General features: G+C 74.1%; 20 protein-coding genes and 1 pseudogene. 9 read left to right on the top strand and 12 right to left on the bottom strand.

What is annotated here, in order from left to right; translation table 11 throughout:
• Positions 1 to 34 precede the first annotated feature (34 nt).
• The 3 genes from ACH4OW_RS30065 (at position 35) to ACH4OW_RS30055 (ending at position 1720) form a co-directional block, all read left to right on the top strand.
• Positions 35 to 658 (top strand): diguanylate cyclase, encoded by a 624-nt coding sequence (locus ACH4OW_RS30065; protein WP_360131690.1) that lies wholly within the window; start codon positions 35 to 37, stop codon positions 656 to 658.
• Positions 659 to 728: 70 nt separating this feature from the next.
• On the top strand, positions 729 to 1061 hold the full coding sequence (locus tag ACH4OW_RS30060; protein ID WP_360131687.1) for a plasmid stabilization protein: 333 nt from the start codon (positions 729 to 731) through the stop codon (positions 1059 to 1061).
• 14 nt (positions 1062 to 1075) lie between these two features.
• A complete protein-coding gene (locus ACH4OW_RS30055; RefSeq protein ID WP_360131684.1) occupies positions 1076 to 1720 on the top strand; it encodes a DNA polymerase ligase N-terminal domain-containing protein in 645 nt (214 codons plus the stop codon).
• Between the two features lies 1 nt (position 1721).
• Here ACH4OW_RS30055 and ACH4OW_RS30050 read toward each other — a convergent pair whose 3' ends face one another.
• The 7 genes from ACH4OW_RS30050 to ACH4OW_RS30020 form a co-directional block, all read right to left on the bottom strand.
• Entirely contained in the window at positions 1722 to 2912 is a 1191-nt protein-coding gene (locus ACH4OW_RS30050) for a 4-hydroxybenzoate 3-monooxygenase (protein ID WP_398030912.1), read from the bottom strand.
• 5 nt (positions 2913 to 2917) lie between these two features.
• Positions 2918 to 4132, bottom strand: a complete 1215-nt coding sequence (gene pcaD, locus ACH4OW_RS30045; protein WP_398030911.1) for a 3-oxoadipate enol-lactonase — start codon at positions 4130 to 4132, stop codon at positions 2918 to 2920.
• A complete protein-coding gene (pcaB, locus tag ACH4OW_RS30040; RefSeq protein WP_398030909.1) occupies positions 4129 to 5598 on the bottom strand; it encodes a 3-carboxy-cis,cis-muconate cycloisomerase in 1470 nt (489 codons plus the stop codon). The genes pcaD and pcaB overlap by 4 nt, the downstream gene beginning before the upstream one ends.
• Positions 5585 to 6268 (bottom strand): protocatechuate 3,4-dioxygenase subunit alpha, encoded by a 684-nt coding sequence (gene pcaG, locus ACH4OW_RS30035; RefSeq protein ID WP_398030907.1) that lies wholly within the window; start codon positions 6266 to 6268, stop codon positions 5585 to 5587. Before pcaG ends, pcaB begins: the two co-directional genes overlap by 14 nt.
• Entirely contained in the window at positions 6265 to 7125 is an 861-nt protein-coding gene (pcaH, locus tag ACH4OW_RS30030) for a protocatechuate 3,4-dioxygenase subunit beta (RefSeq protein ID WP_398030905.1), read from the bottom strand. Before pcaH ends, pcaG begins: the two co-directional genes overlap by 4 nt.
• A 180-nt stretch (positions 7126 to 7305) precedes the next feature.
• On the bottom strand, positions 7306 to 8061 hold the full coding sequence (locus tag ACH4OW_RS30025) for a CoA-transferase (RefSeq protein ID WP_360131746.1): 756 nt from the start codon (positions 8059 to 8061) through the stop codon (positions 7306 to 7308).
• A 92-nt stretch (positions 8062 to 8153) separates the two neighbouring features.
• The gene (locus ACH4OW_RS30020; protein ID WP_398030904.1) at positions 8154 to 8969 is read right to left on the bottom strand and encodes a CoA transferase subunit A; all 816 of its coding nucleotides are present in this window, start codon (positions 8967 to 8969) and stop codon (positions 8154 to 8156) included.
• Between the two features lie 146 nt (positions 8970 to 9115).
• On the opposite strand from ACH4OW_RS30020, the gene ACH4OW_RS30015 reads away from it, so the two are divergent.
• Positions 9116 to 10822 carry an IclR family transcriptional regulator C-terminal domain-containing protein gene (locus ACH4OW_RS30015; protein WP_398030902.1) on the top strand — a complete coding sequence of 569 codons (1707 nt, stop codon included), beginning with the start codon at positions 9116 to 9118 and terminating at the stop codon, positions 10820 to 10822.
• Between the two features lie 167 nt (positions 10823 to 10989).
• Entirely contained in the window at positions 10990 to 11799 is an 810-nt protein-coding gene (locus ACH4OW_RS30010; protein ID WP_398030900.1) for a hypothetical protein, read from the top strand.
• Between the two features lie 16 nt (positions 11800 to 11815).
• Here ACH4OW_RS30010 and ACH4OW_RS30005 read toward each other — a convergent pair whose 3' ends face one another.
• The 4 genes and pseudogenes from ACH4OW_RS30005 to ACH4OW_RS29990 form a co-directional block, all read right to left on the bottom strand.
• Positions 11816 to 12550 carry a restriction endonuclease gene (locus ACH4OW_RS30005; RefSeq protein WP_398030970.1) on the bottom strand — a complete coding sequence of 245 codons (735 nt, stop codon included), beginning with the start codon at positions 12548 to 12550 and terminating at the stop codon, positions 11816 to 11818.
• 164 nt (positions 12551 to 12714) lie between these two features.
• Positions 12715 to 13113 carry a hypothetical protein gene (locus ACH4OW_RS30000; RefSeq protein ID WP_398030898.1) on the bottom strand — a complete coding sequence of 133 codons (399 nt, stop codon included), beginning with the start codon at positions 13111 to 13113 and terminating at the stop codon, positions 12715 to 12717.
• Between the two features lie 111 nt (positions 13114 to 13224).
• Positions 13225 to 13488 (bottom strand): annotated as a pseudogene (locus ACH4OW_RS29995) (XRE family transcriptional regulator); the annotation flags it as partial.
• Between the two features lie 104 nt (positions 13489 to 13592).
• A complete protein-coding gene (locus ACH4OW_RS29990) occupies positions 13593 to 14753 on the bottom strand; it encodes a YihY/virulence factor BrkB family protein (RefSeq protein ID WP_398030896.1) in 1161 nt (386 codons plus the stop codon).
• Between the two features lie 18 nt (positions 14754 to 14771).
• Here ACH4OW_RS29990 and ACH4OW_RS29985 point away from each other — a divergent pair, with 18 nt between their 5' ends.
• Together ACH4OW_RS29985 and ACH4OW_RS29980 are read left to right on the top strand one after the other, a co-directional pair.
• Positions 14772 to 16442, top strand: coding sequence for an acyl-CoA dehydrogenase family protein (locus tag ACH4OW_RS29985; RefSeq protein WP_398030895.1), 1671 nt, complete (start codon positions 14772 to 14774; stop codon positions 16440 to 16442).
• 377 nt (positions 16443 to 16819) lie between these two features.
• Complete coding sequence (locus ACH4OW_RS29980) at positions 16820 to 18097, top strand: GAF domain-containing protein (protein WP_398030894.1); 1278 nt, start codon at positions 16820 to 16822, stop codon at positions 18095 to 18097.
• 40 nt (positions 18098 to 18137) lie between these two features.
• Here ACH4OW_RS29980 and ACH4OW_RS29975 read toward each other — a convergent pair whose 3' ends face one another.
• Complete coding sequence (locus ACH4OW_RS29975; protein ID WP_398030893.1) at positions 18138 to 18578, bottom strand: hypothetical protein; 441 nt, start codon at positions 18576 to 18578, stop codon at positions 18138 to 18140.
• Between the two features lie 108 nt (positions 18579 to 18686).
• On the opposite strand from ACH4OW_RS29975, the gene ACH4OW_RS29970 reads away from it, so the two are divergent.
• The gene (locus tag ACH4OW_RS29970) at positions 18687 to 19253 is read left to right on the top strand and encodes a GNAT family N-acetyltransferase (protein ID WP_398030892.1); all 567 of its coding nucleotides are present in this window, start codon (positions 18687 to 18689) and stop codon (positions 19251 to 19253) included.
• Between the two features lie 161 nt (positions 19254 to 19414).
• Positions 19415 to 19498: a putative leader peptide gene (locus tag ACH4OW_RS29965; protein ID WP_312024626.1), complete on the top strand. Its 84-nt coding sequence runs from the start codon at positions 19415 to 19417 to the stop codon at positions 19496 to 19498.
• Positions 19499 to 19671 lie beyond the last annotated feature (173 nt).

Below are 19671 nucleotides of genomic sequence, written 5' to 3'. Positions count from 1 at the left end.
CGGAGGACCCGACCGACCGACACAAGGAGGCCCCGTGGCCAGGTTGACGGCATTGAAGGACTGGCGGCACTGGCGGCGGGGGGAGGCCCTGCGGCCCTCCCCCGGCGCCGACGACGTGGAGAACGCGGCCCAGCGCGTCCTGATGTACGGCGTACTGCCCATGTGGTTCGTACCGGCCGTCGCCGACTGGGTGATGCACCGGCGCACGCACATCGAGAAGACCACCGGCGTGAAGGAATCCGCGATCCACGCGGTGATGATGGCCGAGGCCGGGGTGCCGGTGCTGGCCGGGCTGCTCGCGAAGGTCAACCCGCTGGTACTGACGATGATGGGCGGGGCCGCCGCCGCGCACAGCGCCACCGCGATCTGGGACGTGACCGTGGCCACCGAGGACCGCGAGGTACGCCCGGTGGAGCAGCACATCCACAGTTTCCTGGAGGTGCTGCCGCTGGCGGCGGTGGCCTTCACCGCATGCCTGCACTGGGAGTCCGTACGGGATCTCGCGCACGGCGGCCGGCGCCCCGGCGCCTGGAAACTGCTGCCCAAGGAACGCCCACTGCCCGCGAAATACCTCGCCGGTATCGCGGCCGGGGTGGGTGCGTGCGTCGCCCTGCCGTACGCGGAGGAATTCATCCGGTGCCTGCGGGCCCGCAAGTGACGCGCGTGATCGTTACAGTCCGGAATTCACGGGTATCCGTAGAGCCGGAAACGGAATAAGGAGGGACACCATGCCCGCAGGATCGAACGCCAAGCGTGAGCGCCAGTACGAGCACATCAAGGAAGGCGCCCAGAAGCGCGGCACGTCCACCGGCCGGGCCAAGGAGATCGCGGCCCGCACCGTGAACAAGGAACGCGCCCGCTCCGGCGAGTCGAAGACCGCCAGCAAGTCGTCGACCAAGGACCGCAAGTCGGCGCCCGAGCGCGGCGGCCAGCGCTCCGGCAACCGCACCGGGCCCAAGGGCCCCACCCGCGACCAGCTGTACAACGAGGCCAAGCAGCGCGGCGTGGAAGGCCGGTCGAACATGAACAAGGACCAGCTGGCCAAGGCGCTCGGCCGCTGACGGCGGGAGCGTCCATGAGCAAGGGGCCGCTGCGCACCTACCTCTCCAAGCGGCATTTCGACCGGACGTCGGAACCGCGGGGCGGTTCCGGTGCCGACCCTTCCGGTAAGCCGCGCTTCGTGGTGCAGATCCACGACGCGAGCACCCTGCATTTCGACTTCCGGCTGGAGGTCGACGGGGTGCTCAAGTCGTGGTCCGTACCCAAGGGACCGTCCACCGACCCCAAGGACAAACGGCTGGCGATGCCCACCGAGGACCACCCTCTCGACTACCGGGATTTCGAAGGCGTCATTCCGGCGGGTGAATACGGGGGCGGCACGGTCATCGTGTGGGACCAGGGTCATTACCGCCCGATGTCACACGACAAGAAGGGCCGCGAGGTACCGTTCGCCGAATCGCTGGAAAAGGGCCATGCCCGGTTCTGGATGGAGGGGAAGAAACTGCACGGCGGTTATGCCCTCACCCGGTTCCGCGGCGGCAAGGACAGCGACGAGCGGGAATCCTGGCTGCTGGTGAAGACGGACGACGAGCACGCGGACGGCCGGGGCACACCCGACCCCCGCCGCGCGCGCTCGGCGCTGAGCGGGCACACGCTCAAGCAGGTGGCCGAGGACGTGGCGGCGGAGTCCGGCGAGGACGGCGAGCGGCGGCCGGGGTGAGTCACGGCAGGCCCGTGTAGTTCTCGGCCAGCTCGGCGGCGGCGTGCGGGGAGGCCGCTATGCGGTCCAGCCGGGCGATCTGCAGCCGGGTGTCGAAGGCGCTCTGGCCGGGTTCGGTGTGCAGCGCCGTCGTCATGGAGTACGAGAAGTGTTCGGCGCGCCACACCCGGCGCAGGCAGCTGTCGGACCAGGCGTCCAGCTGCCGCGTGGAACCGGTGTCCTTCAAGTGGGCGAAGGCGCCGGCCAGTGCGGTGACGTCGGAAACGGCCAGGTTCAGCCCTTTGGCACCGGTCGGCGGGACGATGTGCGCGGCGTCCCCGGCGAGCAGCACCCGCCCGTACCGCATGGGCTCGGTGACCACACTGCGCATCGGCAGCACGGACTTGGCGGTGATCGGTCCGCGCACCGGCTGCCGACCGCCCTCGGTGGCGGACCGGGCGCCGAGTTCGTCCCAGATCCGGTCGTCCGGCCAGTCGGCAGGGTCGGTTCCGTTGGGCACCTGAAGGTAGAGCCGGCTGACCGTGGGCGAGCGCATGCTGAACAGCGCGAAGCCGCGTTCGGAATGGGCGTACACCAACTCCTCGCAGGCCGGTGGCGCTTCGGCGAGCACACCGAGCCAGGAGTACGGGTAGCCGCGTTCGTACGTGCGCCGCGCGCCCGCCGGCACCGCGTCGCGGGTGATGCCGTGGAAGCCGTCGCAGCCGACGACGTAGTCGCAGGCGAGGGTGTGCTCGCGGCCCCGGTGCGCGTAGCGGATCACGGGCCGGCCGGTGTCCGCGCCCTCGACCGCGAGCGCCCGCGCCCCGAACAGCAGCGGCCCGCCGTCGGACAGCTGGAGCGCTATGAGGTCCTTGACCACTTCGGTCTGCGCGTAGACCAGTACGCTGCGGCCGCCGGTCAGGGAGGGGAAGTCCACGCGGTGGGAACGCCCGTCGTAGTGGAGCCGGATGCCGTGGTGGACCAGGCCCTCCCGGTCCAGGCGCTCCCCGGCGCCGCAGCCGCGCAGGGTGTCGGCGGTGCCCTGCTCCAGGATGCCGGCTCGTTGCCGCTGCTCGACGTAGGCGCGGTCGCGGCTCTCCAGGACGACGCTGTCGATGCCGGAGCGGTGCAGCAGCCGGGCCAGGAGCAGTCCTGCCGGGCCGCCGCCGACGATGCCGACGGTGGTGGCGGGGCCGGCGCCCGTCGTGCGCATCGGGGTCACTTCCCTTCCCGGTGTTCGGCGATGACGCGGTCGGCCAGCGCGAACGCGGAGTTCGCCGCCGGTACGCCGCAGTAGACGGCCGACTGCAACAGGACCTCCTGGATGTCCTCGGCGGTGAGCCCGTTGCGCAGGGCGGCCCGCAGGTGCAGGGCCAGTTCGTCGTGGTGGCCGCGGGCCACCAGCGCGGTGATCGTGACGCAGCTGCGGGTGTGCCGGGACAGTCCGGAGCGCGTCCAGATCTCTCCCCACGCGTAGCGGGTGATGAAGTCCTGGAAGACCGCGGTGAAGGCGGTGGTGCGGTCGGCCGCGCGGTCGACGTGGGCGTCGCCGAGGACCGCGCGGCGGACGGCCGTGCCGGCGGCGCGCCGCGCGTGGTCGTCGGCGGGGGCACCGTCGTACGCGGGCGGGTGGGCCGCGAGGTGGCCGAGGAGCGCGGCCAGCACCGGCGCGGGCCGTTCGGCGTTGGCCAGGTGGGCGGCGCCGGCCAGTTCGGTGAGGCTCGCGCCCGGGATGCCGTCGGCGAGTTCGCGGGCGTGCGCGGGCGGCGTCGCGGGGTCGGCGCGGCCCGCGACGACCAGGGTGGGCGCGCCGATCGTGCCGAGTTCCGCGCGCAGGTCGTACGCGGCGAGCGCGTCGCAGCAGGCCGCGTAGCCCTCGGGGGCCACGGTCCGCAGCCCGGCCAGGAGGCGGTCCGCCGCCGGGGAGCCGGCGAACGCCGGGGTGAACCAGCGTTCCGCGGTGGCGTCGGCGACCGGCCCGATGCCCTGCTCCCGTACGAGGGCGGCCCTTTCGCGCCATCCGGCGGGCTCGCCGAAGCGGGCCGAGGAGCAGACCAGCGCGAGGGACGCGACGCGCTCGGGGTGGCGGGCCGCGAGCCAGGCGCCGACGGCGCCGCCCAGGGAGATGCCCGCGTATGCGAACCGGTCGATGCCGAGGGAGTCTGCGAGCGCGAGCACGAGCCCGCCGAGTCCGGCAACGGTGCAGGGCCCGTCCGTACGGCCCCCGAGCACGTCGTACGGTGTCCCGCCGTGCCCCGGCAGGTCCCAGCGGACGACGCGGAACCGGCGCGCCAGCGTGTCGAGTTGCGGCTCCCACACGTCGAGCGAGGTGCCCAGGGACGGCCCCAGGAGGAGCGGGGGCGCCCCTGCCGGGCCGTCCACACGATGGTGCGGGACCGGGTGGGAGCCGCGGCCGGTGGTCGGTGTGGTCATGCGCTCTCCTGCGGATTCTGTGCGGTACGGCGGGCGGTACGGCGCAGGGCGCGGTCGACGAGCGCTCCGGCCGCACCCAGGTAGGCGGCCGGGTCGGCCAGCTCCCGCAGCCGCTCCGCCGGGAAGGCCGCCGCGGCGGCGGGGTGTGCCGCGCGCAGCTCCCGGCCCAACTCCTCGTCCAGGCCGGTGCCGTCCGCCGCGGCCCGGCGTGCCACCTCGGTGAGCAGGCCCTTGGCGGTACCGCGCCCGAGCACGGCGCCGAGCACGGCCGCCAGGCGTTCGGTGACGACCAGCCCGCCGGTCGCGGCGAGGTTCGCGCGCATCCGCCGCGGGTGCGCCCGCAGCCCGGCGGCCAGTTCCGCGGCGTTCCCGGCCGCGCCGCCGACCAGCCGCAGCGCGTCCCGCAGCGGCTGCCACTCCGCGTGCCAGGCACCGGCCGGCCGTTCGTCCTCGGCGGCCAGCGCCCCGTACAGCACCCCGGCCAGGGCCGGTACCTGCCGGGCCGCGGCCGCGATCAGCGTCGCCCGTACCGGGTTGGCCTTGTGGGGCATGGCGGAGGAGCCGCCGCCGCTGCCCTCGGCGAGTTCGCCGGTCTCCGTACGGGAGAGGACCAGCACGTCGGCGGCGACCTTCCCGAGGGCGCCCGCCGTGTGCGCCAGGGCGCCCGCGAGGTCGGCGACGGGCGTGCGCAAGGCGTGCCAGGGCAGGTCCGGCTCGGCGAGGCCGGTCTCTTCGGCGTACGCGGCGAGCAGCCGGAGCCCGAGGTCGTCCGCCGCCGCTTGCCCCGCCCCGGCCTCCGCGTACGCGTGGAACGCCGCGAGGGTGCCCGCCGCGCCGCCCAACTGCACGGGCAGCGCGTCCCGTACGGCGGCGAGCCGGTCCCGCGCGTCCAGGACGAGCGAGCGCCACCCGGCGGCCTTGAGGCCGAACGTGGTCGGCACCGCGTGCTGTGTCAGCGTGCGGCCCGCCATCGGGGTGTCGCGGTGCGCGGCCGCCAGCCGGTCCAGGGCGGCCGCGGTGGCGTCCAGATCGGCCAGGACGGCTTCCAGGGCGCGTACGCAGACCAGCATGGTGGCCGTGTCGAGGATGTCCTGACTGGTGGCGCCGCGGTGGACGTACGCGGCCGCCGCGGCATCGCGCCCGGCCACGGCGGACGTGAGGTCGGCGACCAGGGGGATCACCGGGTTGCCGCCGGAGCGGGCACGTAGCGCGAGCGCGCGGGCGTCGTGGCGGACGTGGTCGGACGCGGCGGCGGTGACCGCTTCGGCAGCCTCCGCCGGTGCCAGGCCAAGCGCCGCCTGGGCGCGTGTCAGGGCCGCTTCCGCATCCAACAGGGCGCGTACGTACGCCGCGTCACCGGTGGCGGCCTCGACGGCCGAACCGGCCCAGGCGGGCGCCAGCAAGCCCGTGTCGGCCGCGTCCGGCGCCGCGGCCGCGGCTTCGGCCCGGGGCTCAGCGGAACTCAAGGAAAACCGTCTCCTCGCACTCCTCGCCGTCCTCCTCCGCACCGCTCGGCGCGGCGGCCTGGAGGCGGATGTCGAAGCGGTACCGGCGCTCGCCGTCGGCCCGCGCCACCAGCGTGCGCGCCCGGTGCGCGGGAAGCCGGGACAACAGCGGGTCGGCCGCGTGGGCCGCCGTGTCGCCGGGAAAGTAGACCCGGGTGAACAGGTGGTGCAGCAGCCCCCTGGCGAAGACGCACACCGCGATGTACGGCGCCGCGTCCGGCCGGCCCGCCGGGGCGGTGGCGGGCAGCGTGCGCAGGACGTAGCGGCCGTCGGCGTCGGTGGGGACCCGGCCGAAGCCGGTGAAGTCCACGCCGTTGCGGCCGGCGTCCGCACCGGTCACCGGGTCGCGGCGCATCGACCCCGGCGCGCCGCGCAGGCTCCCGTCCGGACCGGCCTGCCAGAACTCCAGCAGCGCGTCCGGCACCGGCTCGCCCGCGCCGTCCACGACGCGGCCGTGCAGGGTCAGCGTGCCGGCGTGCCCGGCCGGGGCGATCTGCCCGCCGCCGGCGAACGGCAGCGCGTACCCGAAGAACGGGCCGATGGTCTGGGAGGGCGTGGGAAGCAGCTCCCCGTCCGCCTCCTCCGCCGCGGCGGGCTGCCGCGGTACGCCGTCGTGCGGCAGCTCGGTCATCGGCGGCCCTCCTCGGTCCAGGTGGCGGCCGGGCCGTCCAGCACGATGTCCCAGCGGTAGCCGAGCGAGAACTCCGGCCGGGTGAGCCCGGGGTCGTACGCGCAGACCAGCCGCGCACGGGCCAGCGGGTCCGTGCACGAGGCGAGGATCGGGTCGTACGGGAAAAGCGGGTCGCCCGGGAAGTACATCTGGGTGACGAGCCGCTGGGTGAAGGCGGTGCCGAAGAGCGAGAAGTGGATGTGAGCCGGGCGCCAGGCGTTGCCGTGGTTGCGCCACGGGTAGGCGCCGGGCCTGACCGTGGTGAACGCGTAGCGGCCCTCATCGTCGGTCAGGCAGCGGCCCGCGCCGGTGAAGTTCGGGTCGAGCGGCGCCGGGTGCCCGTCGGCCCGGTGCGCGTACCGGCCGGCGGCGTTGGCCTGCCAGATCTCGACGAGCTGGCCGCGCACCGGGCGCCCGGCGCGGTCCCGTACCCGGCCGGTGACGGTGATCCGTTCGCCGAGCGGCTCCCCGGCGTGCTGCCGGGTGAGGTCGGCGTCGAGGGCGGTCACGTCGGTGCCGCCGAAAGCCGGCCCGGCCAGTTCGACGGCCTCCGGGTCGCGCCGCACGTCGATCGAGGCGAGCGGCCTGCGGGGGTGGCGGAGCCGGGTGCTGCGGTACGGGGCGAAGTCGCGGGCGGGGTGCGCGCGTACGGGGCCGCCCGCCGTGCGCTCGCGGGCGGCGGCGGTGTGCAGGGCGGCGATCTCGCGGTCGATGACGGACTGCGGTTCGGAGCCCGGCGGGGGCGGGGCCGGGTCCGGGGCCGCGGGGGCGTTCGGGGCGGGAGGTGCGGGTGCGGCGGATGCGCTCGGTGGAGTCATCGGGGCTTCTCCAGACGTGGGGCCTTCGGTGTCTTCCGCGGTCCTTCGATGTCTTCCGCGTTTCTTCGGCGATCTCCGCACGGGGCGGGTGGCGGTGGCCGGGTGCACGGGTGTCCGGATGTCCGGGTGCACGGGCCAGCCTCGCCGATCCGCGGCCGGATACCCAGGGCGCCGCGGCGCTCACGCCGTTTTGTCCCCCTCGCTCTCCTTGCCCCCGGCTGCTTTCAGCGCGCGCAGGGCCGACAGTTCGGCCTCGGTCGGCGCCTCGGTGGTCGTGAGGTCCGGTGCCGTGCGCAGGTCCCAGCCGGTGGCCGCACGGGCCTGACCAGGAGTCACGCCCGGGTGCACGGCGGTCAGTACGAGCTCGGCGGTGGCCGGGTCGGGGCGCAGGACGCCGAGGTCGGTGATGACGGCGGTGGGCCCGGCGCCGCGCATGCCGAGCGCCGCGCGGTCGCCTGGCCCCGCGCCGTGTCCGACGGTGGTGACGAAGTCGAGCGCGGGCACGAGGTTGCGGCGGGTGTGGCGCAGTACGACGAGCACCCGGCCGCAGTTCGCGGCGATCTCGGGGGCGCCGCCCGCACCGGGCAGCCGGCCTTCGGGCCGGTCCGGGCCGCGGTCCACGACGGTGGTGTTGATGTTGGCGAACCGGTCCAGCTGGGCGGCCCCGAGGAAGCCCACGTCGATCCGGCCGCCCTGCAGCCAGTAGTTGAAGATCTCCGGCACGGACACCACCGCGTCGGCCGTGTCGGCCAGTTCGCCGTCGCCGATCGACAGCGGCAGCCGCGTCGGCCGGGAGCCGATGGTGCCCGACTCGTACACCAGGACCAGGCCCGGGTTGACGGTACGGCGCGCCAGGTTGGCGGCCGTGCTGGGCAGCCCGATGCCGACGAAGCAGCTCTTCGCGCCGGCCAGCGCGCGGGCCGCGTTGACCTCCATCAGCTCGTCGCGTCCACAACGCGCGGCGCCCGCCGCACCGCCCACCGGGCTCTCCGCGCCGCCCACCGCACTCTCCGTACCACTCACCGGGCTCATCGGGCCCCTCCCCTCACGTGCTCGTCGATCCATCGCGAGAAGGTGTCCCGGTCGCGGGAGACCGCGTCCCACGCCTGGTAGAAGTCGTTGTCGCGGACCGAATAGCCGGCCGCGTACGAGGGGTGGGCGCCGCCGGGCACCTCCGCGACCGCGTCGATCACCCACCCGGGCAGCACCACCGCGCCGGGCCGGGGCTCCAGGTCCCCTCCGACGATCTCCTCGACGGTGACCAGCACCCGCCCCGCGGCCAGCACCGCTTCCTTCTGCACTCCGGCCAGGCCCCACAGCTGGACGTTGCCGTCCCGGTCGGCCTGCTGGGCGTGGACGACCGTGACGTCCGGGTTGAGGGCGGCCACGGCGGCCAGCTCCTCGCCGGTGAACGGGCAGGTGACGGTGGAGATCGTGTCCGTACGGGCGGGCAGGCCGCTGCCGCGGTAGCCGCGCAGCACCGCGAACGGCAGCCCGGACGCGCCGGCGACGTAGCGGTTGGCCATGCCGGCGTGGCTGTGCTCGTCCAGTTCCAGCGGGTGCGGCCAGCCGTTCTCGACCGCGTCGCGGAAGCGGTGCAGCGAGCCGACGCCGGGGTTGCCGCCCCAGGAGAAGACCAGTTTGCGTGCGGCACCCGCGCCGATCAGCTGGTCGTAGACCACGTCGGGGGTCATCCGGACCAGTGTCAGGCCGGTGACGCCCTGCCGGATGATCTCGTGCGCCGCGGCGAACGGGATCAGGTGGGTGAAGCCCTCCAGCGCGACGGTGTCCCCGTCGTGGACCAGGTCCCGTACGGCGTCGTGCAGGGAACGAATGTCGGCCATGCCCTCGCCTGCCTTGTCCACTCACGTCGTTCGCCCAGTGAACCGAAGTTCATAATCAATGTGCCCCGAGTTTGAGCCCCTCTCCCGGACCTGTCAACGGGTCAGCGGGTACGGTGCCGACGAGATTTCCGCACCGTGGAGAGCCCATGACCGACCCCGCCACCGACGCGCCGCCGCCCCCGGAAGCCGTGGGCCCGCTGACGCGCGGCCTGTCCGTGCTGCGCGTCCTGAGCGCCGGCGGCGGACGCCAGGCCGTCGGCGACCTCGTCCGCGCGACCGGGCTGGCGCGCTCCACCGTCGACCGCGTCCTGAGCACCCTCGCCCGCCTCGGCCACGTACGCACCGAGGGCCGGGACGCGGTGCTCGCGCCCGGCCTGCTGGAACTCGGCAACGCCTACCTGGCCGCCTGCGAACTGCCCGACCGGCTCGGCCCGTACGCCGAGCGGCTCGCCGACGCGCTCGACGAGTCGGTCTCCCTCGCCGTGCCGGACGGCGACGGGGTGCGCTTCGTCCACCAGACGACCCGGCGGCGCGCCATGTCGCTCGCGTTCCGCATCGGCGACCTGCTGCCCGCCGAACGCGGCGCGCCCGGCGCGCTGTTCGCCGCCGGCTGGGACGAGGACGCCTGGCGGCGCTGGCGGGAACGGCGCGCGGCGGACCCCACGGACGCCGGGTTCCCCGCGGTCCCGCCGCGCCGGGCAAGCGACTCCCGCAGGGGCCCCGGCAGGGACGCCGACACGGACTCCGGCACGGGCCCCGCCGCGGACTTCGCCTCCCGGGTCGAAGCGGCTCGTACCGCCGGCTGGTCACTGGACGACCAGCTGATCGAACCGGGCCTGGTCGCCGTCGCCATGCCCGTACGCGACGCCCTGGGCCGCCCGGCGTGCGCGGTGAGCGTGGTCAGCCACACCAGCCGGCTGGCCCCCCGGGGCCTGCCCGCCGCCGTGCTCCCCCAACTGCGCGAGACCGTCGCCGAAATGGAACAGGCCCTGGCCGCTCCACCCCCGCCCATCGCCGTACCCACCACTCCCCGGCACGCCTCCTGGATGCGCGCCTCCAAACAGGAACTGGGCCCGGAGTTCGTGGAATCGCTGGCCCGCGGCCTGCTCACGCTCACCGCCTTCGGCACCGGCCGCGCGGCACTGCCCCTGACCGCCGTGGCCGAGGCCACCGGGCTGGCCCGCGCCACCGCCCGCCGCGCCCTGCTCACCCTCGGGCACCTCGGCTACCTCACCTCGGACGGCCGGCTCTTCCGCCCCACGCCGAAGGTGCTGGAACTGGGCTTCGCCCCGCTGTCGGGCCTGACCCTCCCCGAGATCGCCCAGCCCCACCTGGCCGCCCTGGTGGAGCAGGTGCACGACTCCGCCTCGATGGCGGTGCTGTCCGGCACGGACATCCAGTACGTGGCCCGGGTCCCCACCGTGCGGATCATGAGCGTCAACATCACCGTGGGCACCCGCTTCCCGGCCTACCCGACCTCCATGGGCCGGGTCCTGCTGGCGGGCCTGCCAGAGGCGGAACGCACGGCACACCTCGCCCGCACCACGCTCGCCCCGCTCACCCGGCACACCGTCACCTCCGCCGACCGCCTCGCGGCCCTACTGGAACAGGCCCGCGAGGACGGCTACGCCCTGGTGGACGAGGAACTGGAGGAGGGCCTGCGCTCGATCGCCGCCCCCGTCCGCGACCGGGACGGCCGGGTCGTCGCCGCGGTCAACGTCTCCACCCACGCCGGCCGCCGCTCCCCCACCGAGGACCGCGACGCCCTCCTGCCCGCCCTCAAGGCGGCCGCGGCACGCATCGAGGCCGACCTGCACACGGCGGGCCGGTATCTACGGGTCCCGCTCACCTGAGCGGGACCCGTAGGTACCGGGGCCGGTGCCGCCGGCAGCCCCAAGAGCCGCACTCGTAAGGGTGACCGGCCGGGCGAGTCCGTATGCCCGTCGCCGCCGTCAGGCAAAGGCACTGGGGAAAGAGACCACCGGCGTCGAGCCCTGACCCCGCTCCGGAGACCCCAGTCATGATCGTCACCATCGTGGTGGCCGCGGTCGCCCTGCTCCTCGGCCTGATCGCCCACCACTTCCTGCGCCGCAACGACAGCGAAGCCGACGACGAGGGCCTGTCGGTGCGGGACCTGATCGGCCCGGTGCAGACCCTGACCGTACTGATCCTCGCCTTCATGCTGGCCACCGCCGCCGGGTCCTACAACAGGGCCGAGGAAGCCGTGCACAACGAGGCCAACGCGACCGACCACCTCGAAGAGACGGCCGAGTTCCTCCCCAACGCCGCACAGCGCCGCCGGGTACAGGCCGACGTCGTCTGCTACACCCGGGCGGTACGCCACTCCGAATGGCCGGCCATGGTCCATGGCCGGAGCTCCCCGGCACCCAGCGTCTGGACCGCCGACCTGCGCGGCGCCTTCAAGGCCATCGGCCCGGACCAAAGCGTCTTCGGCATGCTCGTGGGAGCGGACGACACCCGGGCCAAGGCCCGCCAGGCACGGCTGACGGAGTCGACCCCGGCGGTCCCCGCCGCGGTCTACTGGTTCATGCTCGTCCTGCTCTCCATCACCGTCATCTCCCTGTGCCTGTGCATCCCCAGGCGCCGCAACCAGCCCCAGCTCGCCACCCTGGCCATGGTGACCGCCCTGCTCACCGCCACCCTGCTGCTCGTCCACGACGCCGAGAGCCCCTTCGGCGGAGCCATCTCCGTCGGCCCCGCCGCCATCACCGACGTCGAGCACCAAGCCGCCCGCGACTTCCACGCCGGCGCTCCGGGCGCCGCCCTGCCGTGCGACGACCGCGGCCGCAAGGAGAGCGGCGCCGCCTGAGCGGTACCCCCGGACGTCACGTCCAGGGCGCCGGGCCGGTCCCGTTCGCCCAGGCGACGAGCAGCTCGCCGTCGTAGCAGCGGATGCCGCAGGTCGCGGCGTACTCGGCGGCGGGTTCGGTGAAGGCACTCGTGGTGACGACGGCGGCGACCTCGGCCTCGTGCACCGTGAAGCAGGTGCCGCCGAAGCGCTGCACGTCCTGGGAGCCGACCTTGTTCGTCGCGCAGTACCGCTTGCACTGGATGATCAACCGGCGGCCGTCGGCCGCGGTGGCCAGGACGTCGGCGCCCAGGTCCCCCGCGCCGCCGACGACCTGGACGTCCCGGCAGCCGTCCCGTTCGCAGAGGCGGGCTATCGCCTGCTCGAAGGCGTCCGCGTCCATGGCGAGAAAGTCCTCGACGCGCCAGGCCGGCGTCTCAGCCACAACCCCCCGTGCCACCTCGGCCCGCTCCTCGACCCGCTCCTCGGCCCGTTCGTAGGCCCGCGCCTCCACCTCCACCTCCATCTCCATCTCCAGCTCCGCCTCGGCCTCCGCCCTGCCCGCCCGTGCCGCGCGGCGCAGTTCGCGCATCCGCGGCATGCCGCGGATGGCCACCACGAGGAGGACCAGGGCGACCGGGAGGACGGCGCAGGCCGTGACGGTGGCCGCCCCCGGGTTCTGCAACGCCCACCGCACCAGCTGCTGGAGAGCGAGGTAGACGCCACACGCGAGGGCGCTGACGACGGCGAGGACGAACAGCGTCCGCCGCATCGGGTAGGTACGGCGACGAGCTGAGGAGTAGTCACTTCTCACGGGTGCGGCCACGACCGGTGCTCCTTCGCTTCCGCGGCACGGGAACGGCCGCGCTGATCACCGTGTGCCCCGTGCCGCCGCATCCATGATCACCAGTACCCGGCCGGCGGGCCCCGCCCCCGTCAGTCCTCGGCGCGCCCGCTCCCCGCCGCCCGCCGCCGCCTGTTCCGCAGGTCCCGCCCCACGGCCCCCGCCACCGCGCCGATGCTGACCAGCACCGCACCCAGCGCCGCAACCGTCAGCCCGGCGCCGCCCCCGGTCGCGGGGAGCGCGGGACGCGCACGTCCGGCACCGGGCCCCGGCCCCGGAACGACCGTCACCACCGCCGGGAGACAGTCACCGGGCACGGAGCACCGGACGGCCCCGCCGTACGGCACCGGCTCACCGCTCGGCACGGGCGCACCCACCGCGGCCGGCCACCGGTCGGCGAGCGGTGCGGTGGCGTACGCGCCGCCCGGAGAACCGCCCACGGCGATCAGGAGAGCGGCGAGCAGCGGCGCGCAGAGGGAAAAAGGGTGCACGGCTCTCCCGGAAAAGGTGGCAGGGAATCAGCTCCCGGAATGCACCTTGCAGCACAGCCGCCACCACCACACCACCGCTCGCCGGACCGCCCACACCCCGGTCACCCGAATTCAGCACACGGGGTCCGCCCTGAGCCGCTTTGCTCCCCGCCCCCACAATTCCCCGGCGTGCCCGACGAACCGGTCGAACATCCCGCCCTCCTCCTGCCTGCGCAGATGCGGCAGGGGCGCGTCATGCCCCACCACGCGGGCAAGGTGGGGCGTCACGAGCGCGTCGTCATCGAAGCGGAAAACCGAGATTCCCACGTGATAGACGGCGTCTTCGGGAGCGCTGAACCGGACTTCCGAACCGTCCACCTGCCCCATACGGTCCAGTTGCGTGCTTCACGCTCGTCTGCACGACCGGTCACTGCTGAGCGGCCGGGGCGGGGCGGTGTGTGGTCTGCCGGGCCGGGTGCCCGGGTTCCGCGCCCGGGGGGTCAGTGGCGGCGGGGGCGCTTGGCGTAGGCGTGTAGGCGGGCCCGTATGTCGGTTGGGGGGAGGTGGTGGGTCCAGCGTTCGGGGTACTCGGCTGGGGGCGGGGTGTCGTCGTCGGCTTCGTCGTCGATTTCGTCGTCCTCGTCTTCGTCGTCCGGTTCCGGCGCGTCGGTTTCGGTGGGGGCGGAGTGCCGGGCCTCGGCCGCTTCGTGGGCGCGGCGTTCCTTCTCGGCGCGGCCGGCTGCGGTGGCGACCGAGGGCCACACCCGGTCGAGGGCGGCGTTCATGGCCGCGCCCACCAGGACCGCGAAGGCGGAGACGCCGATCCACAGGAGGACGGCGACCGGGGCCGCGAGTGAGCCGTAGATGGTGGGGCCCTCGACGGTCTGGGTGAGGTAGACGCGCAGGAGCAGGCTGCCCAGCAGCCACATGGCGAGGGCGACGACCGCGCCGGGGATGTCCTCGCGCCAGGGGGAGCGTACGGGGACGGACGCGTGGTAGAGGGTGGTGAGGAAGGCGACGGAGAGGATCAGGACGACCGGCCAGTACAGGACGCGGATGACGTTCTCGCTCGCCGGCAGCCAGCTGACGACGGTGTCGGGCCCCGCCACCATCAGCGGCAGCGCGACGGCGCCGACGACGAGCGCGGCCAGGTAGAGCACGAAGGCCAGGAGCCGGGTCCTGACGATGCCGCGGCGGCCGTCCAGGCCGTACATGATGGTGATGGTGTCGACGAAGACGTTCAGCGCGCGGGAGCCGGACCACAGGGCGATGGCGAAGCCGAGGGAGATGACGTCCGGGCGGCGGCCGGTGAAGACGTCGTCGAGCAGCGGCCGGGCGATCTCGTTGACGCCTTTGCTGGAGAGCAGCGTGTCGGACGCGGCGAGGATGTTCTCGCGGATGTGGTCGATGGTCTCCTGGCCGATCCAGGGTTCCATGTAGCCGAGCAGGCCGATGAAGCCGAGGAGCAGCGGCGGCAGGGACAGCAGGCAGAAGAACGCGGCCTCGGCGGCGAGCCCGGTGACGCGGTACTCCATGCAGGAGTTGACGGTGTCCTTCAGCAGCAGCCAGGCGAGGCGGCGTTTGGAGACGTTGCGGTACAGGACCCGGGCCCTGTGCAGACGGCCGGATGGCCGCTGCGCTGGTTCTTTCACTGGCTGCACCTCCTTACCGTAGCTGCCATGGCAGCCACCACTCACACGGTCACGAACCAGCCTCCGCCGCTGGTCGGGTACGACGTCTTCGCGGCGGACGCGGCGCTCACCGAGGGCGTGGAACGGTATGTTCCGCCGGACCTCCTGGACGAGGCACGCACCGAACTGGGCGAGCTGGGCCGCGCGGCGGGCTCCGCGCACGCGCAGCGCTGGGGAGAGCAGGCCAACGGCCAGCCACCCGTCCTGCGTACGCACGACCGCTACGGCCACCGGGTGGACGAGGTGGAGTTCCACCCGTCGTGGCACCGGTTGCTGGGGCACGCCGTCTCGTCGGGGCTCACCGGCGCCTGGTCGCGTCCTGCCGGGCACGTACGGCGTACGGCGGGGTTCCTGGTGTGGACGCAGGCCGAGGCGGGCCACGGCTGCCCGCTGTCGATGACGCACGCGGCGGTGCCCGCGCTGCGGGCCGACCCGGGGCTGGCGGCGGAGTGGGAACCGCTGCTGACGTCACGGGTGTACGAGCCGGGGCTGCGGCCTGTGGCGCAGAAGCCGGGCGCGCTCGCCGGGATGGCGATGACGGAGAAGCAGGGCGGCAGCGACGTACGGGCGATCACGACGCGCGCCGAGCCGCTGGCGGGCGACGGCGAGTACGTGCTGACCGGGCACAAGTGGTTCTGTTCGGCGCCGATGTCGGACGCCTTCCTGGTGCTGGCCAGGACGCCGGGGGACGCGCCCGTGGACGGCGGCGGGCAGGGCGGGCTGACCTGCTTCCTGCTGCCCCGGGTGCTGCCGGACGGCAGTCGCAATTCCTTCCGTATCCAGCGGCTCAAGGACAAGCTGGGCAATCGCTCGAACGCGTCGGCCGAGGTCGAGTTCGACGGGACGACCTGGGCGCGGCGGGTCGGCGAGGAGGGGCGCGGGGTGGCGACGATCATCGAGATGGTCGCGGCGACCCGGCTGGACTGCGTGACGGGGTCGGCGGCGGTGATGCGGCAGGCGGTGGCGCAGGCGCTGCACCACACCGCGTACCGGCAGGCGTTCGGCAGGCCGCTCGCCGACCAGCCGCTGATGCGCAACGTGCTGGCCGACCTGGCGCTGGAGTCGGAGGCGGCGACGGCGCTGGCGCTGCGGCTGGCGGCGGCGTACGACGCGGACACCGAGCAGGAGCGCGCGTTCCTGCGGCTGGCGGTCCCGGCCGCCAAGTACTGGGTGACCAAGCGCTGCACGCCGGTGGCGGCCGAGGCGCTGGAGTGCCTGGGCGGCAACGGCTACGTGGAGGAGTCCGGCATGCCGCGGCTGCTGCGCGAGTCGCCGCTCAACTCCGTCTGGGAGGGGTCGGGCAGCGTCCAGGCCCTGGACGTACTGCGGGCGCTGCGCCGCGAACCGGCGGCGCTGCACGCGTTCCTGACGGAACTCGGCACGGCACGGGGCGCCGACCACCGCCTGGACGCCGCGGTCAAGGAGCTGCTCACCGAACTGGCCGACCTGGAGGGCATCGAGGCGCGCGCCCGGCGGCTGGCGGAGCGGATGGCGCTGGTCCTCCAGGGCTCACTGCTCGTACGGTACGCGCCGCCCGGGGTCGCCGACGCGTTCTGCGGCTCACGCCTGGGCACCGACCACGGCGCCACCTTCGGCACCCTGCCGCCCACGCTCGGCCTGCGCGCCATCGTGGAGCGGGCCCGGCCGGTGGTGGGCTAGGGCGGGGTTCTCGGACAGGCGCGGTGGCGGGCCCCGTTCCCTTGGGAGGGGGGTGGGGTCAGGGGCCCGCCACCGCGTGGGCGGGGAGCGGTGCCGCGCCGACCCGGCACCCCCTCCCCGGTCTCGGACCTGCCCTCAGGGCCGGCCCGCTGGGTCTGCTGCCGCCCGGCCGCGCGGCCGTGGCGCGCCGTCGGCGCGAGGAGATCCGGTCACCATGACGTCGCCCCCTCTCGTCCTGCCGGCCACCTTCCCCGCCGCCGTCATACGCCACAACGGTTGCAGCCGGTTGCAACCAATTCCTTCGATTCGACGTTCGGAGCGGCCCGGTGACGGCACCATGGGCGGCAACTTACGGACAGTGCACAACGGAGAACAGCGTGAGCGACAGACCGATCGACATGGGCATCTGGTCGGCCCAGGAGGTACGCGAGGCCACGCGGCGGCTCGCGTCGGTCCGTGAGGCCGCGCTCTGCGGGGGCCTGCCGGACACCGCGCCCCGTGCGGTGATCGGCGAATCCTGGCGCCGGGTGCTGGGCTGCGGCGTCGACCCGGACCGGGACCGCCGCGAGCGCCCGCTGACGGTGGAGGAACTGGAGCACCGGCGACACGGTTCGCAGCTCGCGACGCTGCTGCCGCTGTTCAACACCGGCCTGCTGCCGGCCGCCGACGCCGCCCAGCAGATCATGGTCGTCACGGACGCCGAGGGCCGGGTGCTGTGGCGGGAGGGCTGCGCACAGGTCCGGCGGATGGCCGACCGGCACGGCTTCGAGAAGGGCGCCGACTGGACCGAGGAAGTCGTCGGTACGAACGCCATAGGGACCGCGCTGGTGGCCCGGCGCCCCGTCCTGGTGCACTCCGCCGAGCACTTCGTCCGCACCCACCACCCGTGGACGTGCGCGGCAGCACCGCTGCACGACCCGCGCGACGGGCGGCTGCTGGGCATCGTGGACGTCAGCGGCCCGGCGCACGCCTTCCATCCGACGACCCTGTCGCTGGTCACCGCGGTCGCCCGGCTCGCCGAGTGCGAACTGCGCGACCGGCACCACAGCGCGCTGGACCGGCTGCGGGCGAGCGCCGCGCCCGTACTGGCCCGGCTCGGCGGGCAGGCGCTGGCCGTCGACAAGGACGGCTGGACGGCGGCGGTCACCGGGCTGGCGCCGCCCGACCGGGTCGCGCTCCCCAAGTCGCCCGAGGCCGGGCCGCTGTGGCTGCCGCGCTACGGCATGTGCACGCTGGAGCCGCTGCCCGGCGGGTGGCTGATACGCGTCGGCGGGCAGGGGCAGGAACCCCCCGCCAGCCGGGTGCTGCTGGACCTCGGCAGCCGCAACCGGCCCGCGGTCACGCTCACCTGCGCGGCGGGCAGCTGGACGCACGAGCTGAGTCCCCGCCACGCCGAGGTGCTGTTCGTACTGGCGCGCCGGCCGGAGGGGCGCAGCGCGGCCGACCTGGCGCAGGACCTGTTCGGGGACCGCGGCCGTACGGTCACGGTGCGGGCCGAGCTGTCGCGGCTGCGCCGCCATCTCGCGAGCGTGCTGGCGCACCGCCCGTACCGCTTCGCCGACGGCGTGGACGTGGAACTGCGCCTGCCGCCACACCCGGTGGACCTGCTGCCCCACTCGACGGCCCCGGCGGTGGTGGCGGCGCGGGGCGGGTGACGGGCGGGCCGCGCGGGCGGGTTCTGCGGCCCGGGCCCGGTCAGCCGAGAGCGGGGTTCGCGAGGTCCAGCGTCAGCCGGTTTCCCCAGTCGTTGGTGAAGACGGCGTGCGTGCCCTCGCACCGCACCCCGACGAACGGGTTGGAGTGGAACATGACGGCGACCCATCGCAACGAGCGGTCGGCGTCGAAACGGGCCAGGTGACCGATGTTGCCCATCCCGCTGCCACCGCCGGAGAGCCACCCCGTCCCGTCCGGTAGCGGGCTCTCGAAGTAGGTGTCCGCCTCGGTGGTGCCGTAATCCTCAATGCCCTGAGCGACATGGAACGGCCCTCCGATACGGAACGGAATCGGCTGCCCGGCGTCCGGGTGGTACGCCCCCGGACCCTCGACGTACACCTCCGATCCGGTGTCATCCGAGCGGTACAACCCGTCGCGGAACGGCATCTTCCCGTCGTTCCACAGCTCCTCGACCAGTCCCATGACCCACCCCTCGCCCCATTCGGCATGCCCGACGGGCCCGCGGGCGGTGATCATAGAACGCATCCGGGCCGGAAGCGCACGAGTGAGTCCCTGTGGTCTCCTGCCTTCATGACCATCACCGTGACCACCTGGTATCTCGAACAGACCGCGCCCGGCGACCTCGTTCCGGCCGTCGCTCCCCCGGTGGGGCGACGGGTGGACATCGCCCGTGCGGAGGTGGCGTCGCCCGAGTTCAGCCGGTTTCTGTATACGTCCGTCGGCGGGGACATCGCCTGGACGGACCGGCTGGGGTGGACGTACGGGCGGTGGGAGGAGTTCTTGGGGCGGCCGGGGGTGGAGACCTGGGTGGCGTACGAGCGGGGGACGCCGGCCGGGTTCATAGAGCTGGACGCGCAGCCGGAAGGTGTCGTGGAGATCAGCTACTTCGGTCTGCTGCCGGCGTTCCGGGGCCGCCGCACAGGGGGGCATCTGCTGTCGTACGGGACCGCGCGGGCCTGGGACCTGGCCGGGCGGTGGCCGGGGCGGGCGAAGACGCGGCGGGTGTGGGTGCACACGTGCAGCCAGGACGGCCCGCACGCGCTGGACAACTACCGGCGGCGGGGCTTCCGGGTGTTCGCGACCGAGGTGGCCGAGGAGCCGGAGGCGCCCGCTCCGGGTCCGTGGCCCGGCGCCTGAACGGAGGCGGGGGCTCCAGCCGGAAAGGGGGAGGGCCGGGGCCCCGAGGCCGGCCCTCCCGTGGGGTGACCGGTGTCACAGCGTCTCGCGGTGCGGGACAGTCTTGTCCATATTCCGGATGATGGTGGACTGGCCCAAGAGCGCCATGACACGCTTCCGTCATGTCTACAGCTGGAATTGCCTTGGTGAGTCGGCGGCACGTCGACCTCGGCCGCATGTCCAGCGCCATCTGTCCGGCGGGCTGACAGTCTCAGCAACGTCACCCTTTTCGCCGTCCCCACCGTCGCGGACGCGCGGGCACCCCTGATCCGACCCGCCCAGGACCCTCTCGCACCAGCGCCTCGCGCCATTCCGCGATGAGGTGCGTCCGCGCAGGTCACAGCGGGGTTGCCGCTGCCCGCCCCCGCCCTCACCGAGC

The sequence above is a fragment of the Streptomyces sp. NPDC017056 genome (assembly GCF_044332485.1).
In the GTDB taxonomy this organism is placed as follows: domain Bacteria; phylum Actinomycetota; class Actinomycetes; order Streptomycetales; family Streptomycetaceae; genus Streptomyces.
The sequence above is the reverse complement of the archived record's forward strand: the minus strand, read 5'-3'. Positions and strand labels throughout refer to the sequence as shown.

What these genes read in the sequence shown, in the direction of transcription:
- ACH4OW_RS30060 (WP_360131687.1), top strand. Translation starts at nt 729, where the DNA reads ATGCCCGCAGGATCGAACGCCAAGCGTGAGCGCCAGTACGAGCACATC.
- ACH4OW_RS30055 (WP_360131684.1), top strand. Translation starts at nt 1,076, where the DNA reads ATGAGCAAGGGGCCGCTGCGCACCTACCTCTCCAAGCGGCATTTCGAC.
- ACH4OW_RS30050 (WP_398030912.1), bottom strand. Translation starts at nt 2,912, where the DNA reads ATGCGCACGACGGGCGCCGGCCCCGCCACCACCGTCGGCATCGTCGGC.
- pcaD (WP_398030911.1), bottom strand. Translation starts at nt 4,132, where the DNA reads ATGACCACACCGACCACCGGCCGCGGCTCCCACCCGGTCCCGCACCAT.
- pcaG (WP_398030907.1), bottom strand. Translation starts at nt 6,268, where the DNA reads ATGACCGAGCTGCCGCACGACGGCGTACCGCGGCAGCCCGCCGCGGCG.
- pcaH (WP_398030905.1), bottom strand. Translation starts at nt 7,125, where the DNA reads ATGACTCCACCGAGCGCATCCGCCGCACCCGCACCTCCCGCCCCGAAC.
- ACH4OW_RS30025 (WP_360131746.1), bottom strand. Translation starts at nt 8,061, where the DNA reads ATGGAGGTCAACGCGGCCCGCGCGCTGGCCGGCGCGAAGAGCTGCTTC.
- ACH4OW_RS30020 (WP_398030904.1), bottom strand. Translation starts at nt 8,969, where the DNA reads ATGGCCGACATTCGTTCCCTGCACGACGCCGTACGGGACCTGGTCCAC.
- ACH4OW_RS30015 (WP_398030902.1), top strand. Translation starts at nt 9,116, where the DNA reads ATGACCGACCCCGCCACCGACGCGCCGCCGCCCCCGGAAGCCGTGGGC.
- ACH4OW_RS30010 (WP_398030900.1), top strand. Translation starts at nt 10,990, where the DNA reads ATGATCGTCACCATCGTGGTGGCCGCGGTCGCCCTGCTCCTCGGCCTG.
- ACH4OW_RS30005 (WP_398030970.1), bottom strand. Translation starts at nt 12,550, where the DNA reads ATGCGGCGGACGCTGTTCGTCCTCGCCGTCGTCAGCGCCCTCGCGTGT.
- ACH4OW_RS29985 (WP_398030895.1), top strand. Translation starts at nt 14,772, where the DNA reads ATGGCAGCCACCACTCACACGGTCACGAACCAGCCTCCGCCGCTGGTC.
- ACH4OW_RS29975 (WP_398030893.1), bottom strand. Translation starts at nt 18,578, where the DNA reads ATGGGACTGGTCGAGGAGCTGTGGAACGACGGGAAGATGCCGTTCCGC.
- ACH4OW_RS29970 (WP_398030892.1), top strand. Translation starts at nt 18,687, where the DNA reads ATGACCATCACCGTGACCACCTGGTATCTCGAACAGACCGCGCCCGGC.
- ACH4OW_RS29965 (WP_312024626.1), top strand. Translation starts at nt 19,415, where the DNA reads ATGTCTACAGCTGGAATTGCCTTGGTGAGTCGGCGGCACGTCGACCTC.